Here is a 12,325-nt window from a genome sequence, read left to right as displayed (position 1 = left end):
ATTCGCTTTCCTACTCCGGTACCGCGTGAGACTTTTGCCAAGCCTCGCAACGGCAGGGATGATATTTTTTCTGCAGAAACGTCATCCTGTCGCGCGGCGAAAATTAGCTATTCCCACCCGTAGGTTACCTTCCGCCATGCAGGGTGACAGGGTGTAACTTGTGTAACCCTCAACCGGCCCGGACCGTGCACGCATGCCCCTGACTCTCGCCACCACGACACCGGGCGAACCCGAGATCTTCGCCTCGATCCAGGGCGAAGGCGCCTCGATGGGCAAGTCCTGCACATTCGTGCGGCTGTCGCGCTGCAATCTCGCCTGCGTCTGGTGCGACACCGCCTACACCTGGCGCTTCGAGGGCGACAACCGCCCGCACCGCGACGACGAGACCTACGCCCGCACCGCCAACCAGGTGACCTTGAGCGAGGAGGAAACCGCCGCCCGCATCGTCGCGCTCGGCCAGCACCGCCTCGTCATCACCGGTGGTGAGCCCCTGCTCCAGGCCCCGGCCCTCGCCCGGATGATCGCGCACCTGCCCGAAACCCACATCGAAATCGAGACTAACGGGACCGTCGCCCCCACCCCCGCGCTCGACGCGCTGGTCCATCAGTACAACGTCAGCCCCAAGCTGGCGCACAGCGGCAATCCGGCCGAGCTCGCGCTACCACCCGAGCGACTCGCGCACTGGGCCGCCGAGCCGCGCGCCTGGTTCAAGTTCGTCGTCGCCGAACCCGCCGATGTCGACCAGGTTGTCGCCGTCCAGGAGGCCCACGCTATAGCCCCGGCACGGATTTTCCTGATGCCCGAAGGCCGCGACAGCGCGACCGTACGGACCCGCGCACGCTGGCTGGCGCAAATCTGTTCGGATCGCGAATTTAATCTCAGCGACCGCTTGCATATCCATCTCTTCGGCGACACGAGAGGAACGTGAATAATAGTAAGCAAGCTCAGCATCCCCGGAGAGGGCATGATCTGACGCAGGGCCCGATCCTGCGCACCTTGCTTGCATTCTCAGTCCCGACGCTGGTTTCCAACGTGCTGCAGACACTGGGCGGCACGATCAACACGATCTGGGTCGGCCAATTGATCGGCGATCGTGCGCTCGCGGCGACGGCCAATGCCAACATGGTCATGTTCCTGGTCTTTGCCTTCGTCTTCGGCTTCGGCATGGCCGCGACGGTCAAGGTCGGGCAGTATTTCGGCGCCCACGACTATGACGCGGCGCGGCGGATCTTCGGCACGGGCACGGGCTTCTGCGCGGCCTTCGCACTGGTCGGCGGATTCGCCGGCTTCCTGTCGTCCGACTGGCTGCTGCGCGCGCTGTCGACCCCGCCCGCCATCCACGACATGGCGCGCGCCTATCTCGACGTCGTCTTCCTCACCATGCCCTTCGGCACGGTCTCGATGATGGTCTCGATGAGTCTGCGCGGCGCCGGCGATCCCAAGACGCCGCTCTATGCGATGATCCTGACGACGATCCTGGGCATCGCGCTCAACCCCGTGCTGATCCTCGGTCTCGGCCCCGCGCCGCGGCTCGGCATCGCCGGATCGGCGCTGGCCAATGCGCTGGCCAGCTTCATCGGCCTCGCCGCGATGATCACCTACATCTACTGGCAGGACATCCCGATCCGGCTGAAAGGCCGCGAGCTGCGCTACCTGCTGCCGCACCGCTCCGAGCTCGCCTATGTCCTGGGCAAGGGCCTGCCGATGGGCGGCCAGATGGCGATCACCACCGTGGCGGGCGTGATCATGTTCGGGCTGGTCAACCGCGAGGGCCTGATGGCCGCCGCGGCCTACGGCGCCTGCCTGCAGATCTGGAGTTATATCCAGATGCCCGCCTTTGCGATCAGCACCGCGGTCAGCGCCATGGTCGCGCAGAATGTCGGCGCAGGCCGGCACGACCGGGTCGAGCCCGTCACCATGGCCGGGGTCAAGGCCAACATCCTGATGACCGGCCTGCTCGCCGTGCTGCTCCTGCTGTTCGACGGGCCGTTGCTCAGCCTTTTCCTCGGGCATGGCAGCCAGGCCATTCCGATTGCCGAGCACGTCCAAGTGCTCGTCACCTGGTCCTACGTGCTTATGGGCGTGACCATGGTCCTTTCGGGCACGATGCGCTCCTACGGCGCGGTGATGCTGCCGCTGATCGCGATGGTCATCGCGATGTACCCGGCGCGTCTCGGCTTCTACGCGCTGGCCTATCCCCATATAGGCGTCGATGCGGTGTGGTGGTCGTTCCCGGCGGGAACCTTCGCCTCGCTGGCGCTGACCTGGCTGATCTACACGCGCGGCGGTTGGCGGCAGCATCCGCCGCATGTCTCGCCGGCAGAGTTAAGAGCCGAAGAGGCGATACTGGCCGAGTAGAGTTAGAGTTATCTGCCGCCGGCGCGCCAGCGCTGGACGGTGCGCTGGACCATTTCCTCGTCGCCGCCGCTCGCGTTCCACAGGTGGGTGAACGAGGGATCTTCCGACGCCGGGCGCTTGAATTCCTCGAGATCGTCGAAAGCCACGCGGATGGGAATCGCGACACCCTCGCCGCAGATGATGCACTCGCGGTTGCGCAGCGCCGGGATCGAGTCGAGGAAACCGCGCGCACCTTCGGGCATCGCCGCCTTGACGAAGGCCTGGTCGCGGTCGTTGTTGAGGCGCATCGAGATGATCGTGCCGCATTGCGAGAGCACGCCTTCGGCAAGGTCCGACGGCCGCTGCGTCACGAGGCCCAGCGAGATGCCGTACTTGCGGCCTTCCTTGGCGATACGCGAGAGGATCTTGCCGACCGACGAACTGTCCGCGTTCTTCTCGTTGGGCACGTAGCGGTGCGCCTCTTCGCAGACCAGCAGCACGGGGCGCGTCTTTTCCTCACGACCCCAGACCGCAAAGTCGAACACCAGCCGGCTCAGCACAGCGACCACGGTCGAGGTGATTTCCGAAGGCACGCCCGAAACGTCGATGATCGAGATCGGCTTGCCGCGCGACGGCAGGCGGAAGATCTTGGCGATGAATTCGGCCATCGTGTCGCCCACCAGCATGCCCGAGAACATGAACTGGTAGCGCGGATCGCTCTTGAGTTCGTCGACCTTGGTCTTGACCCGCATATAGGGCGCGCTGGTGCTCGCCTTGTCGAGCTTGCCCATCTCGTTCTGCAGGATGTTGGTCAGGTCCGACAGCAGATAGGGGATCGGCGCGTCGACCGTGATCTTGCCCATCTGGTCGGCCAGCCGGTTCTTCATCCGCGCCTGCAACAGGCACTTGGAGAGGATGTCCGCGTCTTCCTGCCGCGCATTGCCCGACGAGGTGAGGAACATCTCGCAATGCTCCTCGAAGTTCATCAGCCAGTAGGGCATCTGCAGGTTGGTGACGTCGAGGATGATGCCGTTGTTGCGGAAGGCTGCCGAATATTCGCCGTGCGGATCGACCAGGATGATGTGGCCTTCGGGCGCCATGTCGCAGATCCGGTGCAGGATCAGCGCGGCGCTGGTCGACTTGCCGGTGCCGGTCGAGCCGAGCAGCGCGAAATGCTTGCCAAGCAGGGCGTCGATGTAGAGGCCGGCGCGGATGTCGCGGGTGGGATAGACGTTGCCGATCTCAATGCTCGGCCGGCCGTCGCTGGCGTAGATCTGCTTTAGGTCCTGGCTCGTGGCCGGATAGACCAGCGCGCCGGGGATCGGATAGCCGGTCACGCCGCGGCGGAAGGAGTGGATGCGGCCGGTCAGGCGTTCTTCCTCGCCCTCGCCCAGGAAATCGACTGCCGACAGGATGCCGCCGCTGTTGCCGCGGCTGTCCTGCTTCTGGTTGCGCACGCTGGCGAGCAGCCAGCCCTTGCCCACGCGGATCTTGATCTGGCTGCCGACCTGGCCGGCAAGCGCGACCGAGGGATCGCCATCCTGCATGCATTCATTGAGCCGCTGCGCGTCGAAGGCGATCTGGCTGCCCGAACCGCCGACGTCGAGAACGACGCCGATCGGCTGAGCGGCATTGACCGCGCCCGCGGCGTCGCGAAGACCGGCCGGCTCGAAAGTACCGGAAACGTCGCCCGCGCCCACCGGCAGGGCCTTGTCAAAGCCGTTCATGCTCATGTCCGACATTCAGCGGGCTCCCCGATCCACCCGCCGAAACTAGGCCCGAGGCGTTAACATCCGCCTAAATGGAGCCCCTGGTCGGCCCTTAGACCAGCGCGAAAAGCCGCCCGGCGATCCAGCCCATGAGGATCGACACGCTCACCGCGAGCAAGCCGTACCAGAAGCTCTGCTGGTCGGCGAAGCGCACGATCGCACCTTCCATGCCGATCTTCCGCACCTCGACCCGGCTGATCGCCGATGTGACGACGCGACCCTTCTGGATGGCAAAAGTCTCGGCCGTGTACATCCCCGTGGGGACGCTCGACGGCAGTTTGATGCGCGCCTGGTAGAGCACCTGCTCGGACAGCTTCACGCCCTTGTCCTGCTCCTGGTAGAGCTGGCCGCGGCGATTGAGATCGACGAGGCCGGAAGCGAAGCGCGCCTGTTCCTTGGAATCGATCTCCCCGATCGGCGAGAGCTGCAGCGAGGGCAGCCCGAGCTCGTAGATCGCCGCGGTCTTCTCATCGACGATCTGGTCGATCGGGCGCGACGAGGCGACTGCGTAGAACAGCGGTGCCGACCGGAAGCCGGTGCTGTCGGCGTTGATCCAGAGCCCTGCGAACTTGCGCTTCTCACGAACCAGGACGGACTCGGTCGGCCCCTTGAGCACGACGGCGATGTCGTAGTCCCCGCCGGCGCGCGTGCCTTCGGGATTGAGGATCGCGCCGAACAGCAGCAACTCGGTGCCGGTGAAGCCCTGGCGTACCTCGACTTCGTGCTGCGAGATTTCGGGCACCAGGATCGGGTCGCGCGCGCCGGTAAGCAGGACTAGCGCCAGCAAGGCGACCAGGAATCTCATAGGGGAGCCAGCGTATAGATCTCGTCCGGCCGGTAGGTCAGCCCGAGCAGGAGACGGAACGCGACCATCAGCACGATCGCCGCCAGAACCAATCGCAGGTAAACCGGGCTAGCCTTCTGCGCGAACTGCGCGCCGAGCTGCGCGCCCGTCACCGATCCGAGAAGCAGCAACGCCGCCAGGACGATGTCGACAGCCTTGGTAGTCAGCGCATGCATCATCGTCGTCGCCATGGTGACGAACAGGATCTGGAACAGCGAGGTGCCGACGACCACGCTGGCACTCATGCCGAGGATGTAGAGCATCGCCGGAACCAGCACGAAGCCGCCGCCGATGCCCATCAGCATCGTGAGGATACCCGTCACCATGCCGAGCAGCAGCGGCGCGAGCGGCGAGATGTAGAGGCCCGATTTGTAGAACCGCCAGCGCAGCGGCAGGTTGGCGACGAGCGGATGGTGCCGCCGCTTCCTGGCGGGGATGGCCACGCCGCTGCGCGTCGCCCGGATCGACTGGATGGATTCGCGTGCCATCAGCAGGCCGATCGAGCCGAGCAGCGCAACGTAGAGGATGTTGATTACCGTATCGATCTGACCGAGCCGCTGCAGCACGTTGAACAGCAAAGCGCCGATGCCCGTGCCCATGACGCCGCCGACGACCAGTACCGCACCCATCAGCGTATCGACGCCGCCGCGCTTGGAATGAGCGAAAACACCCGAGACGCTCGCGCCGGTCACCTGGCTCGCCGCCGAGGCCGCCGCGACGGTCGGCGGGACGCCGTAGAAGATCAGCAGCGGCGTGGTGAGGAAGCCGCCGCCGACGCCGAACAGGCCCGACAGGACGCCCGTCAGCACGCCCAAGCCGACGATGATCAGGCCGTTGACCGAAAGGTTGGCGATTGGGAGATAGACGTCCATCTTTGGACGATTTTGCTAACCCACCCTAGTGACGGTTGGAAGGCGAAACCTCAGAAACCTGCGGACAGCGTCAGCGCTGGTCCGGAGGTCGGCGCGGCATTGCCGGTGATGCGGAAACGCCAGTCGGCGGCTACGCGCAGGCCGGCACTGCCGCCCAGCGGCATGCCCAGCATGGCGGACGGGCCGACGTCGAGCCGGGAGGCGCCCTTCTGTGCCCCGCCCCAGGCGCCGCCACCCGCGCGGAATTCGCCGCGCCCGACCCGGACGACGCGTCGATCGACCCGCACCTGGCCATCGGCGAAGGCTGTGGCGAAGTCGCCGCCAACGTAGCCGGCCTGGCCGTAGAATTCGGCGCGGGTGCCGAGCGGCAGGCCCACCGGCGGAAGCTCGGTATAGGCGAAGGCGGCCGGCCGCACGTGCCTGCCGGTCGGCTGATCGTTGAGCCTTGCCTCGGCGGCCACGACCACCGGCAGCCCGGCGATCGGCCGGACCGACAAACCGAGCGCGCCCTCACGCTCGCGCGAGCCGTTAAGCGCCGCGCTTCCCCGCAGGTAGAGCGCGGGCCGATGCGGGCTCTGGGGCGCCAGACGATAGCGGACGACAGCGCCGAGCTGGCTCGCACCATAGGTCGCGGGCGCCACCCCACCCGCCGGCGGAACGCTCCCGCCGTCGCGCAGCAGCAGCCAGCCATCGGCCGACCAGCGCGATTGGCGATCCGATGCCCGTGCCGAAGGGCCACCACCGATCGACGACGGAACCGCGGACTGGGCGGGGGAAGCCGGGTGGCAGTGGCACGCGCGAAAGCGCCGCCATCCACAACAACTGGTGGCCAGCCGAGACCTGCACGGAAACGGGTTCGGGCGGCGGCGGCGGAGCTATCGGTTCCCGCGGCATCGGCGATACCCGCATCGCGGGCGGCAGCGGCATAAGCGCAGCCGGCGCGGCATAGGGAACGACGGTTTCGGACCGCAGCGAGGGCCGTACCGGCACGGCGAATTGCGGCGACGGCACGCGCTCCTTGTGCACCCTGACCGAAGCGACGGGCTTAGCAGGTACGGAGGCGCCGTCCTCGGCCTCGAGCACGATCATGCGCCCGGCCACCCAGCCGCCGATGAGCAGGCCCAGCACGACCAGCGGCTGCCCGCGATAGGAGGCGGCAGGAGTCATGCCGGGTCCAGCCTTGCGGAGGCAGTCGCCGGATGCGCGCTATGGGCGGTCTTGTCCCATCTCACCAGTTCGCCGCGCAGCGTGCGGACATAGGCAAACAGCGCTCGCTGCCCGGCGAGAATGGCAACGACATTGGCCACCGGAATACGCAGCACTGCGCGCAGGCCTTCGGCCAGGCCATATTCGCGCGCGGTGAAACAGAAGCGCAGGGTCGAACGCCAGGCGAAGGCGGCGAAGCTCAAGGACAAAAGCAGGCTTAGCATCGGCGAGAGCGGCTTCGTTGTCTGCCAACCCGTCAGGCTCGCGATCCCGAGGATCAGTTCGATCACGATCAGCAGGTAGGCCGTGCCCAACACCGCGGCGGTCATCGGGCCATGGCGGTCGCGCAGCGTCATCCACATGTCGAGCGGCTTGCGCGACCAGCCCAGACGGTCCCAGCCCTGCAAGGCGATGCCGTGCATCCAACGCGCCTTCTGGCGTACGGCGAATTCCAGCTCGCTGGGAAAATAGGATCGCGTCGCAACGAGATCGCCGTTGCTGTCACGCAAGCGCAGGAAGTGGCTGGTGCCACCGCTGCGGTAAATCAGCATGCCAAGCTCGTAGTCTTCGGTCAGGCAATCAGCCGCAAACGGCCCGCTGCTGCCCTGCTCGGTCCGCAGTGCGGCGAGCCTGGCCAGGGTCTGACGCGCAAAGCCGCAGCCCACGCCGGCTGCCGGGATCCCCGTCCCTAACGCATCGCGGACGACCATGGCCTTGGTATGGGCCTCCGTGAACTCGTCGGTGTAATGGCCCGCAATCCAGGGAGACGCGGGCTGCGGCTCGGGGCGCACGGGCAACTGGATGAAATCGATCCGGGCGAGCGCGCGATCCATCACGGTCAATGCCGCGGGATGAACCATATCCTCGGCATCGTGGAGGATCACGCTCGAGAACGGCGCGCCGCTGCGCACCTCGTCCTCGCTGAGCGCGGCATAGAGCCGATTGAGGCAATCGGCCTTGGTCGTCGGCCCGGCGCGGTCGTTGATCACCAGCCGGACGCGCGGATCGTCGCCCGCGCCCGCGATGGCCGCTGCGACCGTCATCGGATCGTTGCAGTAGCAGCCGACATAGAGGGTCAGGTCCTGCTGCGGCCAGACCTGCAGGGTGTGCACGATCGTATCGGCAATGACCTGGTCCTCATGCCAGGTCGGCACGAGGACCGCGGCGCGGCCGAGCAGCGGCCTGTTCTCGATCCCTTTGGGCAAGCACTGATCGCCCCTGCGGCGATGGAACCACAGCCAGATCCAGATGCAATCGACCGCGAACTCGTCGACCGCACTGACCAGGAACCAGAAGGCGGCAAACAGCAGCAGCTCGTGCTCGACCAGCGTCAGCCAATCGAGGAGCTGCGGCAGTATGGTGATGCCCCCTGCACCCACGCGCCGAAATCCTCCTGAGGATTCTGTCTCTTGGATGAACAACCTAAGGTCATTGCGATCCGCTTGCAACGATCATGCAAGTGACCATAAGTGAACCGATGCAACAGCGACGCCGTCACCTCGCCAATCGGCTCGCCAGCGCGATGGCGCGGGCGCTCGGCGGCGATGCCGCGGCGGGGGTTATCCTGATCCTGGTTGCCCTGACGGCCGTGCTCGCAGCGAATTCGCCGCTCGCCCATGCCTATCATGCCCTGTTTCACGATCCGCTGACGGGTAGCCCGATCCCGAAGCTCTCGACCCTGCACCACTGGATCAACGACGGCCTGATGGCGGTGTTCTTCTTCACCGTCGGGCTCGAGATCAAGCGCGAGTTGCTGGGCGGCGAGCTGTCGAGCCCTGCGCGGCGGCGCCTGCCCGTGCTCGCCGCGGCCGCGGGCATGGCCGTGCCTGCGCTGGTCTTCCTCGCCGTCGCCGGCAATGCGCCCGACCTGCAGCGCGGCTGGGCGATCCCCGCTGCGACCGACATCGCCTTCGCCGTGGGCGTGCTGGCGCTACTCGGCAACCGCGTACCGCCATCGCTGCGGCTGTTCCTGCTGACCGTGGCGATCGTCGACGATCTCGGCGCGGTCGCGATCATCGCGGTCTTCTATACCGCCCAGATCGCACTCGGCTGGTTGGTCGCTAGCGCGGCTTTCCTGGCCGGTCTGGTAGCGCTCGGGCAGCTCAAGACCACGCGGCCGCTGCCCTATCTGCTGCTGGCCATGGCGATGTGGTACTGCATGCTGCATTCGGGCGTCCACGCGACCGTCGCCGGCGTGCTCGCGGCCTTCGCCATTCCGCTCAAGACCCACGATTCCGGCGACAGCCTGCTGCTGCGCATGGAACACGCGCTGGTGCCATGGAACGCCTATCTGATCGTGCCGCTGTTCGGCTTCGCCAATGCCGGAGTCAGCCTCGGCGGACTAGGCTTTGCAGGCCTGCTGGCGCCGCTACCATTGGCCATCGCTGCCGGCCTGTTCGTCGGCAAGCAGGCGGGCATCTTCGGTGCGATCCTGCTGGCCGAACGCACCGGCTTCGCCCGCTTGCCCGAGGGCGCGAGCCGGCTCCAGCTCTGGGGGCTGGCGCTGCTCTGCGGCATCGGCTTCACGATGAGCCTGTTCATCGGCGCGCTGGCCTTCCCCGCGCATCCGTTACTGGTCGAGGAAGCGAAGCTCGGCGTCCTCGCGGGCTCGTTGGCCTCGGCGCTGCTCGGCTTCGCGGTGCTCAGGTGGGCACCGCGCGCGCGCTAGCCGTCACCACTCGCCGATATTGGCCATGCTCGCCCAGGGTTCCTGCACGGGCAGGCTCCCGCCCTGCTGCAGCAGTTCGACCGAGATACCGTCGGGTGTGCGGATGAAGGCCATGTGGCCGTCACGCGGCGGGCGGTTGATCGTGACGCCGGCATCGGCCAGCCGCTGGCAGATCTCGTAGATGTTCTCAACGCCATAGGCGAGATGGCCGAAATTGCGGCCACCGCGGAATTCCTCGTGACCCCAGTTGTGCGTCAGCTCGACCTCGGCGACGCCCTCCTGCCCCGGCGCGGCGAGGAAGATCAGAGTGAAGCGCCCCTTCTCGTTGTCGAAGCGGCGCACTTCCTCGATCCCGATCAGGTTGAAGAAGGCGATCGTCGTCGCGGGATCGTTCACGCGGATCATGGTGTGGAGATACTTGGTCACGGCAGTCCCTCGGATTTACGGCTTTGGCGCGCTTCTAACGCGCTCGACGCAGAGGCGGAAGGCAAAGCGGCGCACTATCTGGACCTGATCGAGCGGAACACCCGCCTCGCTCAGGATCGCGCGCCAGTCGTCCGCCCGGAACGAGCGTCGGATCGAGAGTTGCCCATCCTCGCGGACGATCCGGTGAACGCCGAGCAGGCGCGCGAGCAGCGGGAAGCCCCAATGGGCAAAGCCGTGGCGGTGGAGGTCGCAGATCAGCCAGCCCATCCGCGACTCGGCTTCCATGTGGCGGATGAAGGTCAGGAGCTGCGCATCGGTCATGTGGTGCGTGACCTGGCTCGAAATGATGAAATCGAACGGCCCCGCCTGGTCGAGGTAGTCGCCGGCGCGGTAGTCGATGGCGAGATCGGCGGGCGTCGCGTCGCGCGCGGCCTTGATGCTCTTCTCGTTGAGATCAACTCCGACGAGATCGGCCGCGATCCCGCGCTTGCGCGCCCAACGGGCGATGGCGCGCAGCACGTCGCCATCGCCGAAACCGACGTCGATCAAGCGGAAGCGCTTCGCATCACCGACGGCTCGGCCGAGAAATGCCAGCGATGGCCATGCGGTAAAAGTCCAACGGTTGACCCGCGCCAGGTCGTGCAGCACGCGCTCGTAGACCGCCGGATCGAGGTCCGGTGCGTCCATCTGCTCTTCATGCCGCGAGCGGATCGAGAGGTCGGCCATGGCACTGCCTATAGCACGGCGCAGCTCTGGCGCCCCAGAGTTTGCTGCGGACACTATGATCCATACCGTATCATAAAATTTGACTCTGTCTCAGTTTTGCCGCAGACATCCACCCACGCCGCCGGACAAGCGATCCGGCCAGGGGAGGCACCATGCGCGACTACGCCGACGTCGATTTCTACACCGACACCTCGCTGGTCGAGGATCCGCATTCCTATTTCGACTTCCTGCGCGCGCAGAACCCGGTGACCAAGCTGCCCCACCGCAACGTCATGGCCGTGACCGGCTACGAAGAGACCATCCAGGTCATGCTCGATGCCGAGCACTTCTCCAGCGTCAACGCGGTCAACGGCCCGATTCCCGACCTGCCGTTCGAGCCCAAGGGCGACGACATCACCGAACAGGTCCGCGCCGCGCGCGGCAAGATCGCCTATTCGGACCAGGTCGTGACCGAGGACGGCAAGCGCCACATGGACCTGCGCTCGATCCTGGCGATGCTGTTCACGCCGAGCCGGCTGAAAGCACTCGAACCCACGCTGCGCGGAACGGCGGACGGCATGATCGCCGAATTCGCGAACGACGGTAAGGTCGATCTCGTTGCCCAGTACGGCGGGCCCTACGCAACGCTGGTGATCGCCGACCTGCTCGGCGTGCCGGCCAAGGACCGGCTGCTGTTCCGCGACTATCTGAAGGACGCGATTCCCGCCGAAGTGGGCGGCGAGGTCGACATGGCCAACAGCGGCTTCGCCAAAATCGGCAAGCACATCTTCGGCTACATGACCAAGCGCCGCCTGCTCAACAAGCCGGTGGTCCGCGAGCTGCGCAAGCTGCTGGGCAGCGACGACAGTGGTGAGATCCTGACCGAGCTGGCGCTGGCCAAGTTCCCCGACGGATCGACGCCCTCGCTGATCGACGTGACCGCGCTCGGCGCCTTCCTGTTCGGCGCAGGCCAGGACACGACCAACCGGCTGCTGTCGAACGGCTTCCGCATCCTCGCTGAACGGCCCGACATCCAGGAAGAGCTGCGCGCCGATCCGAAGCGTATCCCGGCGTTCCTGGAGGAACTGCTGCGCTTCGAAGGCTCGGTGAAAAGCGGTGGCCGGCTCTGCGTCAAGACGACGACGGTTGGCGGGGTCGAGATCAAGGCCGGGACGACGATCCTGCTCTCGCACATGGCCGCCAACCGCGACGGCAAGCGCTTCGAAAACCCGCACCACTTCGACATGAACCGGCCGAAGATCAAGGAGCACCTCGCCTTCGGCCGCGGCGCGCATACCTGCATCGGGGCACCGCTGGCGCGCAAGGAAGTGGCGGTGAGCATCGAGCGGCTGCTCGCGCGGATGGGCAATATCCGGCTCGACGAAGCCTTCCACGGTCCCGAGGGCGACCGGCATTTCCATTACGAACCGACCTACATCCTGCGCGCGCTCAGGAGCCTGCACCTGAAGTTCGACCCGATCGGCTGATCGGGTCGGCC

Annotated in this window: 12 protein-coding genes; 5 read left to right on the top strand and 7 right to left on the bottom strand. The window is 66.3% G+C overall.

Features of this window, described 5'->3' with window-relative positions; all coding sequences use genetic code 11:
• The first annotated feature begins 193 nt into the window (after positions 1–193).
• Positions 194–928, top strand: coding sequence for a 7-carboxy-7-deazaguanine synthase QueE (locus KRR38_RS02580; protein ID WP_217398326.1), 735 nt, complete (start codon positions 194–196; stop codon positions 926–928).
• Complete coding sequence (locus tag KRR38_RS02575) at positions 925–2,358, top strand: MATE family efflux transporter (RefSeq protein ID WP_217398324.1); 1,434 nt, start codon at positions 925–927, stop codon at positions 2,356–2,358. Before KRR38_RS02580 ends, KRR38_RS02575 begins: the two co-directional genes overlap by 4 nt.
• Before the next feature lie 8 nt (positions 2,359–2,366).
• Here the strand turns inward: KRR38_RS02575 and KRR38_RS02570 are convergent, their stop codons facing one another.
• From KRR38_RS02570 to KRR38_RS02555, 4 genes are all read right to left on the bottom strand, one after another.
• Entirely contained in the window at positions 2,367–4,079 is a 1,713-nt protein-coding gene (locus KRR38_RS02570; RefSeq protein WP_217398322.1) for an ATP-binding protein, read from the bottom strand.
• A gap of 79 nt (positions 4,080–4,158) precedes the next feature.
• A complete protein-coding gene (locus tag KRR38_RS02565) occupies positions 4,159–4,911 on the bottom strand; it encodes a TIGR02186 family protein (RefSeq protein ID WP_217398319.1) in 753 nt (250 codons plus the stop codon).
• Positions 4,908–5,822, bottom strand: coding sequence for a sulfite exporter TauE/SafE family protein (locus KRR38_RS02560; protein ID WP_217398317.1), 915 nt, complete (start codon positions 5,820–5,822; stop codon positions 4,908–4,910). Before KRR38_RS02560 ends, KRR38_RS02565 begins: the two co-directional genes overlap by 4 nt.
• A 50-nt stretch (positions 5,823–5,872) precedes the next feature.
• Positions 5,873–6,463 carry a hypothetical protein gene (locus KRR38_RS02555; protein ID WP_217398315.1) on the bottom strand — a complete coding sequence of 197 codons (591 nt, stop codon included), beginning with the start codon at positions 6,461–6,463 and terminating at the stop codon, positions 5,873–5,875.
• A gap of 77 nt (positions 6,464–6,540) precedes the next feature.
• Between KRR38_RS02555 and KRR38_RS02550 the strand changes: the two genes are divergently transcribed.
• On the top strand, positions 6,541–6,771 hold the full coding sequence (locus KRR38_RS02550; protein ID WP_217398313.1) for a hypothetical protein: 231 nt from the start codon (positions 6,541–6,543) through the stop codon (positions 6,769–6,771).
• A gap of 214 nt (positions 6,772–6,985) precedes the next feature.
• Here KRR38_RS02550 and KRR38_RS02545 read toward each other — a convergent pair whose 3' ends face one another.
• A complete protein-coding gene (locus KRR38_RS02545) occupies positions 6,986–8,407 on the bottom strand; it encodes a glycosyl transferase family protein (protein WP_309140956.1) in 1,422 nt (473 codons plus the stop codon).
• 98 nt (positions 8,408–8,505) lie between these two features.
• On the opposite strand from KRR38_RS02545, the gene nhaA reads away from it, so the two are divergent.
• Positions 8,506–9,696 carry a Na+/H+ antiporter NhaA gene (nhaA, locus tag KRR38_RS02540; protein ID WP_217398311.1) on the top strand — a complete coding sequence of 397 codons (1,191 nt, stop codon included), beginning with the start codon at positions 8,506–8,508 and terminating at the stop codon, positions 9,694–9,696.
• A gap of 3 nt (positions 9,697–9,699) precedes the next feature.
• On the opposite strand, the gene KRR38_RS02535 is transcribed toward nhaA, so the two are convergent.
• Complete coding sequence (locus KRR38_RS02535) at positions 9,700–10,122, bottom strand: VOC family protein (protein ID WP_217398309.1); 423 nt, start codon at positions 10,120–10,122, stop codon at positions 9,700–9,702.
• Positions 10,123–10,137: 15 nt separating this feature from the next.
• Positions 10,138–10,848: a methyltransferase domain-containing protein gene (locus KRR38_RS02530; RefSeq protein ID WP_217398307.1), complete on the bottom strand. Its 711-nt coding sequence runs from the start codon at positions 10,846–10,848 to the stop codon at positions 10,138–10,140.
• Between the two features lie 152 nt (positions 10,849–11,000).
• Between KRR38_RS02530 and KRR38_RS02525 the strand changes: the two genes are divergently transcribed.
• A complete protein-coding gene (locus tag KRR38_RS02525; protein ID WP_217398304.1) occupies positions 11,001–12,314 on the top strand; it encodes a cytochrome P450 in 1,314 nt (437 codons plus the stop codon).
• Positions 12,315–12,325 lie beyond the last annotated feature (11 nt).

The organism is Novosphingobium sp. G106 (assembly GCF_019075875.1).
Taxonomy (GTDB): domain Bacteria; phylum Pseudomonadota; class Alphaproteobacteria; order Sphingomonadales; family Sphingomonadaceae; genus Novosphingobium.
Note: the sequence above shows the minus strand (reverse complement) of the source record. Positions and strands in the feature narration are given on the sequence as shown.

Bases quoted from the DNA above. Each gene is read 5' to 3' on its own strand.
- KRR38_RS02560 (WP_217398317.1), bottom strand. From the start codon at position 5,822: ATGGACGTCTATCTCCCAATCGCCAACCTTTCGGTCAACGGCCTGATC.
- nhaA (WP_217398311.1), top strand. From the start codon at position 8,506: ATGCAACAGCGACGCCGTCACCTCGCCAATCGGCTCGCCAGCGCGATG.
- KRR38_RS02580 (WP_217398326.1), top strand. From the start codon at position 194: ATGCCCCTGACTCTCGCCACCACGACACCGGGCGAACCCGAGATCTTC.
- KRR38_RS02570 (WP_217398322.1), bottom strand. From the start codon at position 4,079: ATGTCGGACATGAGCATGAACGGCTTTGACAAGGCCCTGCCGGTGGGC.
- KRR38_RS02525 (WP_217398304.1), top strand. From the start codon at position 11,001: ATGCGCGACTACGCCGACGTCGATTTCTACACCGACACCTCGCTGGTC.
- KRR38_RS02565 (WP_217398319.1), bottom strand. From the start codon at position 4,911: ATGAGATTCCTGGTCGCCTTGCTGGCGCTAGTCCTGCTTACCGGCGCG.
- KRR38_RS02550 (WP_217398313.1), top strand. From the start codon at position 6,541: ATGCCCGTGCCGAAGGGCCACCACCGATCGACGACGGAACCGCGGACT.
- KRR38_RS02530 (WP_217398307.1), bottom strand. From the start codon at position 10,848: ATGGCCGACCTCTCGATCCGCTCGCGGCATGAAGAGCAGATGGACGCA.